The 15,547-nt window shown below is 69.0% G+C and carries 17 protein-coding genes and 1 pseudogene; 12 read left to right on the forward strand and 6 right to left on the reverse strand.

What is annotated here, in order from left to right:
- Positions 1–148: 148 nt before the first annotated feature.
- Positions 149–525: pseudogene (locus ABZO29_RS02390) on the reverse strand (ricin-type beta-trefoil lectin domain protein); the annotation flags it as partial.
- A 149-nt stretch (positions 526–674) separates the two neighbouring features.
- Positions 675–875: an RICIN domain-containing protein gene (locus ABZO29_RS02395; protein WP_367318441.1), complete on the reverse strand. Its 201-nt coding sequence runs from the start codon at positions 873–875 to the stop codon at positions 675–677.
- Between the two features lie 246 nt (positions 876–1,121).
- Between ABZO29_RS02395 and ABZO29_RS02400 the strand changes: the two genes are divergently transcribed.
- From ABZO29_RS02400 to ABZO29_RS02410, 3 genes are all read left to right on the forward strand, one after another.
- Positions 1,122–2,471 (forward strand): aspartate aminotransferase family protein, encoded by a 1,350-nt coding sequence (locus ABZO29_RS02400; RefSeq protein ID WP_367318442.1) that lies wholly within the window; start codon positions 1,122–1,124, stop codon positions 2,469–2,471.
- Positions 2,472–2,498: 27 nt separating this feature from the next.
- Positions 2,499–3,578, forward strand: a complete 1,080-nt coding sequence (locus tag ABZO29_RS02405; protein ID WP_367318443.1) for a phosphotransferase — start codon at positions 2,499–2,501, stop codon at positions 3,576–3,578.
- A 348-nt stretch (positions 3,579–3,926) separates the two neighbouring features.
- Positions 3,927–5,099, forward strand: coding sequence for an ROK family transcriptional regulator (locus tag ABZO29_RS02410; RefSeq protein WP_367318444.1), 1,173 nt, complete (start codon positions 3,927–3,929; stop codon positions 5,097–5,099).
- A 265-nt stretch (positions 5,100–5,364) separates the two neighbouring features.
- Here ABZO29_RS02410 and ABZO29_RS02415 read toward each other — a convergent pair whose 3' ends face one another.
- Positions 5,365–5,760: a hypothetical protein gene (locus tag ABZO29_RS02415; RefSeq protein WP_367318445.1), complete on the reverse strand. Its 396-nt coding sequence runs from the start codon at positions 5,758–5,760 to the stop codon at positions 5,365–5,367.
- A gap of 168 nt (positions 5,761–5,928) precedes the next feature.
- Between ABZO29_RS02415 and ABZO29_RS02420 the strand changes: the two genes are divergently transcribed.
- From ABZO29_RS02420 to ABZO29_RS02455, 8 genes are all read left to right on the forward strand, one after another.
- Positions 5,929–6,174, forward strand: coding sequence for a hypothetical protein (locus tag ABZO29_RS02420; protein ID WP_367318446.1), 246 nt, complete (start codon positions 5,929–5,931; stop codon positions 6,172–6,174).
- Positions 6,175–6,360: 186 nt separating this feature from the next.
- Positions 6,361–6,663: a hypothetical protein gene (locus tag ABZO29_RS02425; protein WP_367318447.1), complete on the forward strand. Its 303-nt coding sequence runs from the start codon at positions 6,361–6,363 to the stop codon at positions 6,661–6,663.
- Positions 6,660–6,818, forward strand: coding sequence for a hypothetical protein (locus tag ABZO29_RS02430; protein WP_367318448.1), 159 nt, complete (start codon positions 6,660–6,662; stop codon positions 6,816–6,818). Before ABZO29_RS02425 ends, ABZO29_RS02430 begins: the two co-directional genes overlap by 4 nt.
- Before the next feature lie 503 nt (positions 6,819–7,321).
- On the forward strand, positions 7,322–8,461 hold the full coding sequence (gene solA, locus ABZO29_RS02435) for an N-methyl-L-tryptophan oxidase (protein ID WP_367318449.1): 1,140 nt from the start codon (positions 7,322–7,324) through the stop codon (positions 8,459–8,461).
- 18 nt (positions 8,462–8,479) lie between these two features.
- A complete protein-coding gene (locus tag ABZO29_RS02440) occupies positions 8,480–8,716 on the forward strand; it encodes a hypothetical protein (protein WP_367326421.1) in 237 nt (78 codons plus the stop codon).
- A complete protein-coding gene (locus ABZO29_RS02445; protein WP_367326030.1) occupies positions 8,683–9,450 on the forward strand; it encodes a succinylglutamate desuccinylase/aspartoacylase family protein in 768 nt (255 codons plus the stop codon). Before ABZO29_RS02440 ends, ABZO29_RS02445 begins: the two co-directional genes overlap by 34 nt.
- A 63-nt stretch (positions 9,451–9,513) precedes the next feature.
- A complete protein-coding gene (locus ABZO29_RS02450) occupies positions 9,514–9,792 on the forward strand; it encodes a hypothetical protein (protein WP_367318450.1) in 279 nt (92 codons plus the stop codon).
- Positions 9,793–9,893: 101 nt separating this feature from the next.
- Entirely contained in the window at positions 9,894–10,355 is a 462-nt protein-coding gene (locus ABZO29_RS02455; RefSeq protein ID WP_367318451.1) for an Lrp/AsnC family transcriptional regulator, read from the forward strand.
- Between the two features lie 156 nt (positions 10,356–10,511).
- Here the strand turns inward: ABZO29_RS02455 and ABZO29_RS02460 are convergent, their stop codons facing one another.
- The 3 genes from ABZO29_RS02460 to ABZO29_RS02470 form a co-directional block, all read right to left on the reverse strand.
- Complete coding sequence (locus ABZO29_RS02460; protein WP_367318452.1) at positions 10,512–11,942, reverse strand: aldehyde dehydrogenase family protein; 1,431 nt, start codon at positions 11,940–11,942, stop codon at positions 10,512–10,514.
- A complete protein-coding gene (locus ABZO29_RS02465) occupies positions 11,935–13,023 on the reverse strand; it encodes a homoserine dehydrogenase (protein ID WP_367318453.1) in 1,089 nt (362 codons plus the stop codon). The genes ABZO29_RS02460 and ABZO29_RS02465 overlap by 8 nt, the downstream gene beginning before the upstream one ends.
- A 225-nt stretch (positions 13,024–13,248) precedes the next feature.
- Entirely contained in the window at positions 13,249–13,434 is a 186-nt protein-coding gene (locus tag ABZO29_RS02470) for a hypothetical protein (RefSeq protein ID WP_367318454.1), read from the reverse strand.
- 344 nt (positions 13,435–13,778) lie between these two features.
- Here ABZO29_RS02470 and ABZO29_RS02475 point away from each other — a divergent pair, with 344 nt between their 5' ends.
- Positions 13,779–15,350 (forward strand): sigma-70 family RNA polymerase sigma factor, encoded by a 1,572-nt coding sequence (locus tag ABZO29_RS02475; protein ID WP_367318455.1) that lies wholly within the window; start codon positions 13,779–13,781, stop codon positions 15,348–15,350.
- The last annotated feature ends 197 nt before the right edge of the window (positions 15,351–15,547 follow it).

Here is a 15,547-nt window from a genome sequence, read left to right on the forward strand (position 1 = left end):
TACCGGCGCAGTGCCACCGACCGCGGCGCCGACGTGAACGGCATCGGCCCGCCGGACTCTCCCGGCGGGCCGATGCCCCGTCATCCGTCATGTGCCGTCGTGGTGGTGAGTCACGTCAGTCCTTGCCGGTGAGCCTCCCGTAGTTGGCGCGGTACACGTCCGTCATGTAGATGAAGACGTCCCCGCCGCCGCTGTCCACGAAGGGCTCGGCGATCTCCAGGGCGTCCGAGCCGGGATGCTGCTGACCGTCCTGATCCTTGGTGTTGGTCGTCTTCAGCCCCATCCCCTCGATGAGGTTGTTTGTCGGCACCCCCGGGCCGTACAGCCGTACAGCGCCCCGGACGCGCCTCCACGGAAGGCTCCGGTGGTGGTGCCCAGGTCGACGGTGAGGGTGGGAGTGGCGGCGGAGGCCGGCGTCGCCGTCACGGTGGTGACACCGGCGCTGACGTTCAGCGGGAGCAGCGCCTTGGTGACGCCGCGCAGGACGCGTCTCGTGGACGAGCGTCTTTGCCCGATTGCTTGCATGTGCCTTCGTCCCTTCAGGGATGGGGCTGATGGTTCTGTGCCGGCCCCCGTGCCGGGACGTGGGGGCGGGCCTGTCGCCCGCGGTTCTGGCGACGGTGGTGTCGGTCCGGTGGGGCCCCCTGGCCAGCCGGGAACCCCCGAAGGACGCCTCAGCCCATGCCCTGGAGGCGCCAGATCTGGTTCCTCTTGGTGCTCAGCGCGCTCGCCGGGTCACAGGTCCACTGGTGGATCTTCGCGCCGGCTGCGGTCGAGATCTCGCTGACGTCCACGCACTTGCCACTGTGGACGGCGGCCAGTTGGTAGTCCTTGAGCGCCGCCTCGGCATCCGACTTGCCACCTTTCCCCGCCACTACGCCAGCCTCATCGGGCACGCACCTTCTGCCCGCGTCCCCGCCAGCCGCCGACCCCTCGACCCACACGCCCCCTCCCAAGCAGGAAGGGGGCGATCCTCAGCCGACTCCGGCAAGAGACCACTGACCCGCGCCACACATCCGTGCACTCTTAATAAGTTTCAGGTTGGAACTGAAACGAACTCTGGTAGGCTGCCCCTGAAGCAGCCGCGCCGAGATGCAAGCCACGAAGGAGGGGACCTGCTGATGACTTCCACGCCGAGTCGAGCATTGGCCAACTACCCCAACAGGTTCGACCCCACAGCGCTCGGGGAACTGCCTGAACGATTGCAGTCCACCGTCAAGCGGCGAAACAACGTGCTGGGCCCTGGGTACGCGCTGAACTACCGCGAGCCGGTCGAGTTCGTCTCCGGCCGAGGCGCTCACCTGTTCGACCGGGATGGCAACGACTACCTTGACGCCTACAACAATGTGCCGTGCGTCGGTCACGCACACCCGCACATTGTCGAGGCCGTGTCCCGCCAGATGGCGGCGGTCAACACCAACACACGCTATGTGCAGGAATCACTCGTCGACTACGCCGAGCGTCTTGTCGCGACCATGCCCGAAGCGCTCTCGAGGGTCAGCTTCGCGTGCAGCGGGTCGGAGGCGAACGACCTGGCCATGCGAGTGGCTCGCTTCCATACCGGCGGCGAGGGAATCGTCGTGACTCGCTGGGCTTACCACGGTCTCACTCGCGAGGTTGCGAGCTTCTCGCCGACGCTCGGCGCAGGGTCACCGCTCGGGCCGAATGTGCGGCTCATCGATGCTCCTGATCCACGACTCGTCCCGCCGGGTTCATCGCTTTCCCACCACATGCGAAGCCAGGTGCGAGGCGCGATCAACGACCTCGAACGCCACGGCTACAGGCTCGCGGCGCTGATCACCGACTGCGCACACTCAAGTGACGGCATCTTCACCGATCCCGTCGGTTACCTGCGTGACATGGTCGAGGAGGTGCACGCCGCGGGCGGCGTGTACATCGCCGACGAGGTCCAGTCGGGATTCGCCCGGCTCGGAGAGTCGATGTGGGGGTTCAGCCGCCATGGGGTGCTTCCGGACATCGTCACGATGGGCAAGCCCATGGGCAACGGCATGCCGATCTCCGGCGTGGTGTTCAGGCCCGAGGTGTGCGACGAGTTCGGACAGAATGTCCGTTACTTCAACACCTTTGCGGGCAGTTCGATCGCGGTTGCCGCCGGTGCCGCGGTTCTGGACGTCTTCGAAGCGGAGAACGTGCAGCAGCGAGTTCTCGACAACGGCAGGGCGCTTCGGGTCGGCCTTGAGGAGATCACTCGCGAGTCTCCCTACGTCGCGGAGGTCCGCGGCAGGGGTCTGTACGTGGGCGTCGAACTCGTGAAGGACCGGGAGTCGCTGGAGCCCGATCGTGTCCGCGCCGACCACGTCATCAACGACATGCGCGAGCGTCGCGTCCTCATCAGCGGCACCGGCGAAGCAGTCAATGTGCTCAAGATCCGACCGCCGCTGGCCTTCGACTCGGCCGACGTGACGCGATTCCTCGAGACCTTCGCGGAGATCGCCGAGATGCGCCTCTAGCAGGCCGAAAGCCGAAGGGACCGAACGGTGAACACGTCGCACCCCGCACGTATCGCCCAGCAGTTGTTCGAAGAGAGCGGCCTGGCATCGTCCCACGAGCCCATCGAGACGAACGTGGTGGACGCTCTCCTCGCCCGGCACTACCGGCTGAGCGGACATCTCGAGCGGCTGGCAACCGAGAAGGACGACACGTTCCGGCTGCGGGCCGGCACGGCCGACCATCTCGTCAAGGTTTCCCCGCCCGACGAGGCGGTGGCTGTTGTAGCTCTGCAAACGGCTGTGATGCGCCACCTCGAAACCGAGGCTCCTCATCTCCCCATCCAGCGAGTCAAGGAGACCACCGAAGGCAGCGACAACGTACCGATCGAAACGAAGGACGGCCGGGTTCGAGTCCTGCGCGTCTTCGATTTCGTCGAAGGTGCCGTCCTGGCGCGGACGAACCCCGATCCCCACCAGCTCGCCAAGGCCGGGCAGATGCTCGGGCGAGTGGATCTGGCTCTGCGGTCATTCAGGCATCCAGCGGAAGAGCGGCGCCTTGTGTGGGACCTTCGACACTTCGACCAGCTGCGGGAGCTCATCGAGTACACGCCCAGCGCCGCGCACCGTCGGCTGGCACAAGAAGTGTTCCGTCTCTTCCACGAGGCCATCGTTCCGAGGCTGGGTGATCTCGAGACCCAGGTGATCCATGGTGACTACAGCCCCTACAACGTCCTGGTGGATCCGGGGACGGACAGCTTCGTCACAGGCGTCATCGACTTCGGTGACAGTATGCGCAGCGCTTTGATCTTCGATCCTGCTGTGTCTCTCGCGAACCTTCTCGGCCGGACACCGCGGGATCCCTGGCGTGAGGCATGCAGCTTCGTCGCGGGATACGAGCGGGCCCGGCCGATCAAGGACACCGAACTCCCGCTCCTGCCCGTTGCCGCGCTGGCACGCCTCACACTTCGCGCGCTGATCACCCATTGGCGCGCGGAACGAGTGCCGGAGCGTCGCGACTACCTGCTTGAGCACGCCAGAGGCGACTGGGTCAACGTGGAGCGGGCCATGGCCGTCGCCATGGAGAAGGTCGTGGCCCGCTTGCTCGGCACCCGCGATGACACGCCTTGAGCGGCGCCCCTGAGGCGACACTCCTCGGCGTCCGGTACGGCCGACCTGGCCTCACTCGACGAGATCGTCACCCCCGGCGACGGCATTGTGCGAACAACCTGTCGGGCCTGCCGAAGCTCCTCGGCTGCTGATCCAAGCCGACACAGGACAGAGAACACGGAGCCGAGCGCTGCGAACCCGTCTCCAGCAGGAGACGGCCACGAGGTTCTCCCCCCGAGTGGAGCAGGCGGAGCTGAACAAACGCAGGCGAGCCAAGGATCTGCATCTTCGCCGACGCCCACGGGCAACTCGGCAGGTCCGGCGGAGACCACTGGTTCGGGCTGCGTATGGTCTCGCTAAGGTCATGAGGTGAGCAGCATCAACCCCACACCGCGCGACTACAACAAGGCAAATGTCCTTGACGTGGTTCTCGCCCATGCGCCGTTGACCCGGAACAAGCTCATCGAGCTCACGGCGTTGAGCAAGGCGACGGTGTCGCGGGCAGTGGAGGAACTGCGCTCTGACGGGTTCGTCGTGGACGGAGGAGTCGACGCCGTCGCCGGGCGTGGCCGTCCGTCGACGTACCTCGACGTGCCCGAGACGGCCGGACACGTCGTGGGAGTCGGCTTCGGCGCCGTGACCACCGGCGTGCTGGTCACCGACCTACGCGGCCGTGAGATCGGACACGTGATCGTTCCGACGGCCGAGCACCACGACGTTCCCGCTGCCGGCCGGTGGCTGGTCGACCTGATCGTGCAGACCAGCGCACCCGCACGAGGGCCGCTGCGCCAGGTCGTCGTGGCACTGCCCGCCCATGTCCGCGACGGTGCCGAGGTCTTTCGGCCTGCCGATCCGATGAAAATCTTCTCCGGCAGAGACCTCCAGCGAACCGTCGAACAACTCCTCGATGCTCCAGTGACCCTCGACAGTGACGCGAACGCATCCTTGCTCCAGGTGCTCACGGACGACGCAAGCATCCATAACGCCGCCCTGTTCAGCGTCAGCAGCACCCTGAATTTCGCCACCTGCAGGGACCAGGAACTGGCTCGGGGACGTACTCCTGCGTTCGGCGACGTCGGTTCCCTCTCCTCGGGCATCGACGACCGCACCCTCAACGGGCTGCTGAGCACCGCAGGGCTTGTGAGGTTCGCTCGTGACCACGGACTGGACGTCGAACGCGTCGAGGACCTGTGGCTGACGTCTCAGGACCATCGAGCCCGTGCGGAGATACTCAAGGCGTTCACGACGGCGGTCACGACCGCCGTGAGCATCGTCGCCGTGACACTCGATCCCGAATCCGTCTACTTCGTCGGCCGGCTGCGCCCCTTGGTCGACGAGGTGCTCCCCGAGGTACGGAAGCGACTCGAACAGACCTTGCCGGCCATCCCCCGGATCATGACCGTCTCCCAGGTCCTGGGACTCTCGGTAGCACGCGGCGCGATGCACGCCAGCCTTGCCATGACCCACAACCGCCTACGGGACACGCTGCTCAAGGCACGCAGTCAGGGACTGCGGCACGAGCAAGCTGCGCCGGCATTCTGATCAGGACCGCGAGCATGAGGACGAGAGCGCCGTCGAGACGAGTGGAACAGGCGCCTCATCACCTACGGAATCCAAGCCCAGCACCTCGTTCTGACCCTCGGCTTCGTCCTCCCCGCGGAACACAATGGCCGCGCACGCCCGGGACCTGCGCACGTTCTTCGACTTCCTGTGGTTCGCCCGCGAACAGCGCGACTGGAGGAACTCCACGGTCGACAACGCACGACAGGCCCGCGCTCGGCGGTGGACCAGGGCCGGGCCGGCGCGGTCACCAGACCTGCCTCAGGCCGTGCCGCTGGCGGCCGAGCCGGTCGATCTCCGCCTCGACCACGTCACCCACGCACAGACACGGCGTGTCGTCGGAGGCCCCGGGCGTGCTCAGGTAGCGGCCGGTGCGGCCGCTCGCGACGTAGTCGGTCTTGATGCTGCTGCGCGGAGTGAGCACCGCGTCGTCGGGGGCCGTTACCGTGTCCGCGGCCTCCATGAGGACCAGCGGTTCGGCAGCCACGGCGTCGCCGGCCAGGACCGCGCCGTCGATGTCGGTGGTCAGCGGCGCGGGGTCATAGACCGTGCCGTCCGTGTCCAGGACAAACGGGGACGGCTGCGAGGCGCCACCCTGGGCCAGGTGCTCGCGCAGCCATTGCTCGGTGGTCCTGACGTGCAAGGCTGCGGACTGGGCGTGGGCTTGTCGCTGTCTGCTCGCCGAAGCCCGGACGACGCCCACCGCGTCGTCGCGAGATCTACCCGATGATCTGGCGACAGGGCGAGGGAGGATCGCTGCTGGCGTTCGAGCTGCCCGTGCGGCGGATCGGCGGGGGCCGGTACTACTACCATGCGGATCGAGGACTTCGTCACCTGGGCCAACGCCGAAGCCGCCCGCCACCACCTGCCCAGCGAGGTCATCCCGCCCGACCCACACGGAGCGGTCGGCACAAGGCGCTTCCGCCGCACCCTGGCCTGGCACATCGCCCGCCGCCCGGGCGGTTCGTCGCTCTCGCCATCCAGTACGCCCACCTACGCACCGCACTGGTCTCCGAGGGCTACGCCGCGCGCAGCCGCGACGGCATCCACGAACTGATCGACATCGAAACCGTCCGCGCCGTCGGACACCGTCGCCGACCTCAACGACGACCTCCAGTCCGGCGGCGGCCTCTCCGGCCCGGCCGCCCGGCGCGCCATCAAGGCCGCCACCCGCGCCCCGCGCTTCGAGGGCACCCTCATCAACGCCACCACCGCCCGCCGCCTCCTCGCCAACGACGACGCCATGCTGTACGACAACCCGCAGGCGCTCCTGCTGTGCCACTACAAGCGGGAACAGGCCCTGTGCCACCGCACCGCCATGCGCGATACCCCACGGCTCGATCACTATGTGCCCCGCTGCGGCAACATCGTCCGCACCGACCACCACGCCACAGCGCTGCGCGACCGCGCCGACACCCTCGACAAACAGGCAACGCACGTGCCCCAGCCGATCAGCGAACGGCTACGCGACCACGCCGACCGCCTACGCGGCATCGCCGACACTCACGACCGCACCCGGATCACCCTGAAGGACACCACACCGTGAGCGGAGCAGCAGACGAGCGCGACCGCATCCGCGCCGCCATGGACCGAATCCTGACCGGCCAGCCCGAGCGCTCCAACGGGGCCCTGACCATCGTGGCCCTCGCCCTCGAGGCCGGGGTCCCCGCAACGCCCTCACCCAGCGCCACCTCGATCTGAAGAACGAGTTCTACGCCAAAGTCAAAGAGCGCGGACAACCCGCCGACGCCGAGACTCGGCTCCGCAAACAGGTCGTACGGCTCAAGGAACTCCGCGAGAAGGACAAAGCCGAGCTCGAACAACTCCGGGCCGATGTTGAAGGGCTGGTGCGGGTGGTCAACCAACTGACATTGGAAAACCGGCAGCTGCGCGGACGGCTGTCGGCTCCCGACCCGGCCGTCCATGTCCTTCCTGTCCAGTACATCCCGCCCCAGCCCAGCTGACATCAGGATTAGGCAGCCATCCGCTGGACTTCTTGACTCCCCCCTGAGCCGCTGCCATTGTTGTGCCGGATAATAGCACACCATGCCACAATGTGACACAGGGGCTCGGGAACGGGGTGGATCCCCCGCACCCGGGACGAACACGAGCCTTGAGGCCCCAAGGGCGCCCCTCCAAGTCGCCACAAAGCATCCTCATGCTCGGGGCCCAGTTGCGTCCCGGCGGTACGAAAGGAAAGTCCTGTGTCAGCTGCGAGGAAGCGCGTCGCGGTGGTCGGCGTGGGAACGATGGGCAGCCAGGCCGCCTGGCGGCTGGCCACCCGGGGTGCCGAGGTCGTCGGCTACGACCGGTTCGCGCCCGGTCACGACCGCAGTGCCGCAGGCGGTGAGACCCGGGTCTTCCGCAGCGTGCAGACCCACGACGGCCGCTATGTGCCGCTCGTCCGGCACGCCGACGCCCTCTGGAAGCAGTTGCAGGCGGAGACCGGGCGGGAACTGCGCCGCCTGACCGGAGCCCTGGTCATGGGACCGGCCGATGACCCCGAGATGCGTACCGTCATGGACGGCGTCGCCGAACACGGCCTCGACCACGAGGTGATCGACACCGAGGCGATGACGAAGCGTTTCCCGCAGTTCCGCGTCGACGACGGCGACCTGGTGCTCCTTGACTCCCGCGCGGGGTTCGTCCGCCCCGAGCTGACGGTCCAGACCGCGGCCCGGCGTGCCGAGGAACTGGGTGCCCGGATCCGCCGCTACGCGCCGGTGCGGGAAGTCACTCCCGTCGCCGGGGGAGGCGTGGAGATCCGCACCGACACCGACACCGAGCGCTTCGACGCCGCGGTCGTCACGCCGGGCCCCTGGGTGGGCGACCTGCTGCCCGACCTGCCGTGGGAAGTGAGCGTCTACCGCGCGATCAGCGCCTGGTTCCTGCCCCACGAGGACCACCCGGCAGACGCGGAGCGTCCCGCCTTCATCCGCTGCGGCGACATCCCCTTCTACGGCATCCCGTCCCCGGACGGCCTGGCCGTCAAGCTGGGCCTGCCCCAGCCCCACCACAAGCCCGTGGACGATCCGAACCGCCTAAACCGGACCGTCGCACCGGCGGAACTGGAGGCCTTCACCACGGTGGTGCGACGCCACCTGCCCGGCCTGAACCCCGACCCGGTGCGCCTGTCCGTCTTCATGGAGGGCTACACCGACAGCACCCGCCCGCTGGTCGGTCCCCTGCCGGGCTGCGACGACATCGTCCTGCTGGCCGGCTTCTCCGGCCAGGGCTTCAAGATCTCGCCCGCCATGGGCGACATCGCCGCGGACCTCGCCCTGGAGGGCCGCACCTCCCAGCCGATCGACTTCATCACCACAAACGGCCGCACCGCGGCCTGAGCACGAACGAGGAAAGCCATGACCCTGACCATCGGCCCGCTGCGTGCCGAGCCCGGCCAGAAGACCCGCGGGAGCCTGCCCGCCGACCTCGGCACCACGACAGTGGAGGTGCCCCTGATCCTCGTCAACGGCTCCCGGCCGGGCCCCAGGGTCGTGATCACCGGTGGTGTCCACGGCGTGAGTTCATCGGCGTCGACGCCGCCACCCGCCTGGCCGGGCTGCTGGAACCGGACGATGTCGCCGGCCAGGTGGTGATCTGCCCGGTGGCCAATCCGGCGGCCGTTTACGGTGGCAGGCTCAACATCTCCCCTCTGGACGGCGTCAACATCAACCGCGTCTTCCCCGGCGACAAGGACGGTGGGCCCACCGACCGGATGGCGGCCTGGCTGTTCGAGCACCTGATCGACGGCGCCGACGCCTACGTGGACCTGCACAGCGGCGGCATCGACCAGCACCTGCTCGACTTCGTCGGCTACCGCCTGACCTCCGACGACGAACTGGGCGCGAAGATCAAAGCCATGGCCCACGCAGTCGGATACGAGCGGGTCATCTTCGGCACCAGCCCGGACGGCGGCAACAGCCACGCCGCCGCGAACCGGCGGGGGATCCCCGCGATCCTCGTCGAGACCGGTCAACTCGGCGACCGGGACCCGGCCACCGTGCGCAGGCTCCTCGACGGCCTGTACCGACTCCTGCACCACCTCGGCGTCATCGAGTCGCCGCAGCACCTCGCACCGGTGACCGTGCAGCCGCGCGACTGGATCTGGACGGGCGAGGTCGAATCTCCGGTCGCGGGCCTCTGGTACCCCGACGCCGTCACCGGCGACGAGGTGACCGAGGGACAGACCATCGGCCGCATCATCGACCCGGTCGACGGCGCCGAACACAAGGTCTCCGCCGTCTCCACCGGAACGATCATCTACAACATGAACGGGCTGACCGTGCGCCCCGGCACGCACCTCGCCGCCGTCGCCGCCCCCCACGACTGACGGGCCTCATGCCCGCCCAATGAACCGTCCCCATCCCAGTGAGCTGGCCTTCCCGTTGAACCCGTGCTTCCCTGTGGCCTACCCCCGCTCACGGAGGACGAGCGCAACGCACTCGCCGGTGCGCCCAAACACTACGACAAGGGCTTCGACACGGACATCGACTGGTGGCTGAAGAACGAAGCGGCCGTCACCAACGCTGGTTGGAGTGGACTCACGGCTCAACTCGGTGTCGCCACACAGTCCGTCAAGGTGACCGGCGTCAAGCCGGCCACCGCGACAGGCACAGCGCAAGAAGTTCCGCGACCAGCCTGGTCCGCCTCGACCGGAGCGGCGGCCTGCTGAAGGCCCGCCGCCACGGCCTCGCCTCCGGCACCCGGTCGCGCCGGAGACTCTTGCCGCGGGGGCTTGCGACCTTGACCTATTCGCGAAGGAGACGGTCCACTGTGGACACCATCGACGAGAAGATCATCGCCGAGCTGACCCGCAACGCCCGCATCTCGCACTCGGACCTGGCCGGCAAGGTGCTGCTGTCCCGTAACGCGGTGCGCCAGCGCATCGAACGGCTGGAGCGCCAGGGCCACATCGCCGGCTACACCATCGTCCGCGCAGGCGGCGACAGCGGCGATGTGGTCTCGGCGCTCGTACTCGTCTACCGCCAGGACCGCATGCGTGGCGGCGACGTCCTGGCCGCGCTCAAACGCATCCCCGAGGTCGTCATCTGCGAGATTCTCAGCGGCGACTTCGACATCATGGTGCGCCTGGAGGCGGCCTCGCTGGAACGCGTACGGAGCATCTGGGAGGACATCGCCAAGATGCCCGGCGTACGGGACACCGTCACGGCGCTCACCCTGTCCCGGGTGGTCAACCGCCCGCGAGGAGAGCAGGGGCCAGCGGCAGCGGCGTGAACTGCGCGGTGGCGTGTTCCCGGCCGAGCGATCCGCCCTGGGCCACCGGGTCCACCACGTTCGTCCTGTCGCGAGGGCCCCTTCCGCAATCCAGGCGGCGGCCGCTCCGGCAGGTCGCGGCACTGCCCAGGGGGTCGTGCTCGGTGCGGAAGGTGGTCATGGCACCACTTCGCTGATGTGGTTGACGCAGACGACCTTGGGCTGGGTCATCTCCTCGAAGGCGAAGCGCACGCCTTCGCGGCCCATGCTGCCGTACTTGAACCCGCCGAACGGCATGGCGTCGAAGCGGTAGTCGGACGAGTCGTTGATCATCACTCCGCCGGCTTCCAGCAGCCGGGCCGCGTTCAGGGCGCGGTCCAGGCGGGAGGTGAAGATGCCCGCGTGGAGGCTGTAGTCGATGGCGTTGGCCTGCTCGATGGCGTCCTCGAAGGACGTGAAGGGCTGCAGCACGACGACCGGGGCGAACACCTCCTCCTGCCAGATCGAGCAGGTCGCAGGGACGTCTTCCAGGACGGTCGGCACGTACAGGGAGCCGGTGGCGTCGTTGCCGCACAGCAGTGCCGCGCCCTGGGCCACCGCCGTGTCGACCTTGGCGCGGGTGGCGGCCGCGGCCTCCTGGGTGATCATGGGGCCGACGTCGGTGCGCTCGTCGAGCGGGTCGCCGACGCGCAGCAGCTTGGTGCGGGCGACGAAGGCGTCGCGGAAGCGCTCGTAGACCTTGGCCGCGATGAGGATCCGCTGAGTGCCGATGCAGTTCTGGCCGGCGGCCCAGAACGCGCCGGAGACGCAGGAGGCCACGGCCTCGTCGAGGTCGGCGTCGTCCATGACGATGACCGGGGCGTTGCCGCCCAGGTCCATGGCGAGCTTCTTCAGGCCGGCGGTGCGGGAGATGGCCTCGCCGGTGGCGAATCCGCCGGTGAAGGACACCATGCGCACGTCGGGGGCGGTCACGATCGCGGCGCCGATGTCGGCATTGCCGTTGACGACGGTGACGATCTCCTCGGGCAGGCCGGCCTCGATGAGGGTGTCGACCAGCCGCAGCGCGGACAGCGGTGTCAGCGCCGACGGTTTGAGGATGACGGCGTTGCCCCCGGCGATGGCCGGGCCGAGCTTGTGGGCGACCAGGTTGAGGGGGTCGTTGAACGGGGTGATGGCGGCGATGATGCCCAGCGGCTCGCGGGTGAACCAGCCCTGCCGTTTCTCCGAGCCCTCGTAGGAGTCGAAGGGGATGACCTCGCCGGCGTTGCGCCGTGCCTCGGCTCCGGACAGGGTCAGCGTGTTGACCGCGCGGGCGACTTCCTTGCGGGCCTGGACGATGGTCTTGCCGGCCTCGCTGACGATCAGCTGGGCGAAAGACTCGGCGCGCCGCTCGATCAGGCGGGCGGCGCGTTCCAGGACCGCGGCCCGGGAGGCGCGGGAGAGCGCGGCCGCGGTGCGGCGCCCGCACCTGGCCTGCTGCAGGATCGCGCCGGCGGCGCCCGCGTCGACGGTGGGCACCGAGGCGATGACCTCGCCGGTGTAGGGGTTGTGCACGGGCGCCATGTCGGTGCCGAGTTCGATGCCGGGGGGCACGGCGGTGTCAGACACGGTGGGTCTCCTGGAGAACGGCGCGGATGGGGGCTGTGTCGTCGTCCGCGTGGCGCTGGTGGATGGCGATGATGTCCGACAGCAGGGCGCAGGCGGTTTCGGTGCGGCCGGCGCCCGGCCCGGACACTGTGACGGTGCCGAGGAGGTCGGTGTGGAAGGCGACCGCGTTGAGGGGGCCGGAGATTCCGGCGAGCGGGTGCTGGGCGGGCAGGGCGAGCGGGGCGACGCGGGCATCGACGCTGCCGTCCTCGTGGCGGGTGGCGGAGCCGACCAGCTTCCAGCGCAGCCCCTTCGAGGCGGCGTCCCGCACCTCGCGGGGGGTGATCGCCGAGATGCCCTCTCGGACGACGTCCTCGCGGCGCAGGTCGGCGCCGAGAACCTCGTTGGCCAGGATCATGACCTTGAGCTGGACGTCGTGGCCCTCGATGTCGGCGGTGGGGTCGGCTTCGGCGTAGCCGAGGGCCTGGGCTTCGGTGATGGCCGCCGAAAGCTCGATGCCTTCTTCGAGGCGGCCCAGGATGTAGTTCGAGGTGCCGTTCATGATGCCCTGGACGCCGGTGATCTCCAGGCCGCCGAACATGCGCCGGGCGGTGCGCAGGATGGGGGTGCCGCTGAGGACCGCGCCCTCGAACTCGAAGCTGACACCGCGCTCGGCGGCCAGCCGCTTCAGTGCGCGGCCGGCGAGTGCGACCGGGCCCTTGTTGGTGGTGCACACGTGCTTGCCCGATTTCAGGGCCCAGCGCACATGGGAGAGGGCGGGCTCGCCGTCGGTGGGGTTGGTGAACGTCGCCTCCACGACGATGTCGGCCGGCACCTCGCGGATCACCCACTCGTTGCGCGGATCAGCGCTGCCTCCGGCAAGGCCCGCGAAGCTCAACTCCCCGGGCTCGGCGGCCAGCAGCGGCGCCAGATCAATGCCGTCGGTGTCCACCAGGGAACCGGCCCGCAGATCGGTGATCGCCACCACCCGCAGGGCAAAGCCCAGCTCCTTGGCCAGGCGCTCCCCGCTCTGGGATATGAGTTCGGCGAGGGCGCGGTTGACGCCGCCGAATCCGATGAGGGCGAGATCGTATCGGCCCATGAGTTCGCTCCTTCGCAGTCCGCCGCCTTCACGGTGCGGCTGCTGAAGAGCCTCGCTTCTCCGCCTGTCACCTGGTCCATGTCACAACGGCCACGGCCCATGCCGATCTGCTGTGTCCCAGGGCGATTCGCCCACCCCACCTCCGGCAACACCGTGCTGGAGGGGCCGGACGGCAGCACATACATCCAATGTCTGCGCTGTCGTGCCGAAGGGGAGAGATTCGCGTCAACTACCCGTCACTGGCGGTGATGCTGCGTCTGCGTCCAGCCCTGCTCCCGTGGTGGACTCGCCCTTGCAGTACAGGGCCAGGGTGGCCCAATGCTCCGGCGCGGCGGTGAACGCCACGTTCTTGGTCCGCCAGGACACCGTCCAGATGGACAGCTGCCGCCGGTCGGTCTGCCTGGACAGCATCCGGTCGTTGGAAGTTGCCGCCCGGAACGTCGAGGCAGTCCTGCACGGTCTCCCCGCGCCCACGCCACTCCCGAACACCCCGAGCCTGCCCGGCCGACACGCCACACTTCCGAACCAGATCGCGCACCTCACAGCCGCTCAGCCGGATTCACTCACACGTACTCGCCAACCCTTCGAAGGCTGCAGGCAGAGAGTTCAGCCACGCCCTCGGCCGGCCCTCCTGCGATCAGGCCGGTCTCGGCGTCACAAATCCCGCACGCGCGGCCCGCGGGGCGCCTCCGGCCTCGCCCCTGGCACACTGTCGCCCTCGACACATCGACGCGGAAACGGGACAGGTGGAGCGAGTGCGCTCGCAGGACGTGCAGGAACGGCCGGACGCCGACGTCGTCCTGGCGGCGAGGGACGGGGACCGGCATGCCTCGGAACAGCTGATACGGGACTGTCTGCCGCTCGTCTACAACATCGTCGGACGGGCGCTGGACGGCCACAACGACGTCGACGACGTGGTCCAGGAGACCATGATGCGGGTTCTGGACGGGTTGCCCGGGCTGGAGCAACCGGACCGGTTCCGCTCCTGGCTGGTCGCCATCGCCGTACGTCAGGTCCGCGACCGGTGGCGCAGCCAACAGAACCGGCCGACCGCGACACCACTGGAGGAAACCGCCCATGAGGCGGATCCGCAGGCCGACTTCGCCGATCTGGCGATTCTGCGGCTGGCGCTGTCGGGCCAGCGGCGCGAAGCGGTGGAGGCGACCCGCTGGCTGGAGGACGAGGAACGCGAGGTGCTCGCACTGTGGTGGATGGAGGCCGCCGGTGAACTGAACCGCAGCGACCTGGCGGCGGCGTGCGGTCTCACACCCCAGCATGCCGCGGTGCGCGTCCAACGGGTCAAGGAACGGCTGGAGACCGCGCGCGCCGTGGTAAGAGCCGTAACCAGCTCGCCGCGCTGCACGGACCTGGCCGCCGTACTCACCTCATGGGACGGGCGGCCTGCGGCGCTGTGGCGCAAGCGGCTGGCACGCCATGTCCGGGAGTGCCCACAGTGCCTGTCCAGCGCGTCCGACCTGATACCGGCGGAGGGTCTGCTGGGCGGACTCGCGCTGGTGCCCGTGCCGATCGGTCTGGCCGGCCTGGTGCTGGACCGGGCACTGGCGGCGAACTCGGCCGGGGCGACCGTGGGCACGGACGGGCATGCGGCGAAGGGTGCAGGTCGGATGGCCCGTACGCTCGGCGGGCCGGCCATCAAGCCCCTGGCGGCGGCAACCGCATGCGCGGTGACCCTCACAGCTGCCGGAGTGGCATGGTACGCCGCCACGCGGTCCCACGAGCCAGCCCCGCGGCCCGTCGCCGCGGCCCCGCTGACGCCCGCCGCCTCGTCCGTCTCACCGCCCCCGGGAGCGTCCGCCTCACCGACCCCAACACGGACGCCGACAACGACGGCGACCCCGACAACGACGGCCACGGCGCGGCTTTCCGGGCAGCACGCCCTACGGTCGGTAGACGACCCCGGCCACTACGTGAGCCAGTCCGGCCGACTCGGCATCCTGAAGACGGTCGGCGCCACCAGCTCCACGGCCACCCGGAAGGCCGCCACCTTCACGTTCGTGCCCGGCCTCGCCGACGCCCGCTGCTACTCGCTCCGGGACACGTCGGGCAGGTATCTGCGGCACTACACCTTCCGCCTCCGCCTGGACACCAACGACGGATCCGCCCTCTTCCAGAAGGACGCCACCTTCTGCGCGCGCTCCGGCTCCGCCGACGGGTCGGTCTCCCTGGAGTCGTTCAACTACCCCGGCCGCTACCTCCGCCACCGGGACAACCTCCAGCTGTGGCTCGACCCTTCCGAGAACACCGCCTCGTACCGAGCCAGCTGCTCCTTCGTCATCGCCGCACCCTGGAGCACCGATGGGTCATGAACCCCGAGCCACTCCACGCCGGCTCACCTGATCGTCACTGCCGGGCGAGACCACTGGTACTCCGAACCGCTGCACGCCCAACTCGCCACGCTCGGCACCGATTACGTCGCACTGCGCTCGCGGCACACCGCCCTGCACACCGACTTCTACGACCGCTCACACCTCGCCCCTGAACGTCCCGGCCGCCGACCGGCAGC

Source organism: Streptomyces sp. HUAS ZL42, assembly GCF_040782645.1.
Lineage (GTDB): Bacteria > Actinomycetota > Actinomycetes > Streptomycetales > Streptomycetaceae > Streptomyces.

What these genes read in the sequence shown, in the direction of transcription:
- ABZO29_RS02400 (WP_367318442.1), top strand. Translation starts at nt 1,122, where the DNA reads ATGACTTCCACGCCGAGTCGAGCATTGGCCAACTACCCCAACAGGTTC.
- ABZO29_RS02420 (WP_367318446.1), top strand. Translation starts at nt 5,929, where the DNA reads ATGCGGATCGAGGACTTCGTCACCTGGGCCAACGCCGAAGCCGCCCGC.
- ABZO29_RS02425 (WP_367318447.1), top strand. Translation starts at nt 6,361, where the DNA reads ATGCTGTACGACAACCCGCAGGCGCTCCTGCTGTGCCACTACAAGCGG.
- ABZO29_RS02440 (WP_367326421.1), top strand. Translation starts at nt 8,480, where the DNA reads ATGACCCTGACCATCGGCCCGCTGCGTGCCGAGCCCGGCCAGAAGACC.
- ABZO29_RS02465 (WP_367318453.1), bottom strand. Translation starts at nt 13,023, where the DNA reads ATGGGCCGATACGATCTCGCCCTCATCGGATTCGGCGGCGTCAACCGC.
- ABZO29_RS02470 (WP_367318454.1), bottom strand. Translation starts at nt 13,434, where the DNA reads ATGCTGTCCAGGCAGACCGACCGGCGGCAGCTGTCCATCTGGACGGTG.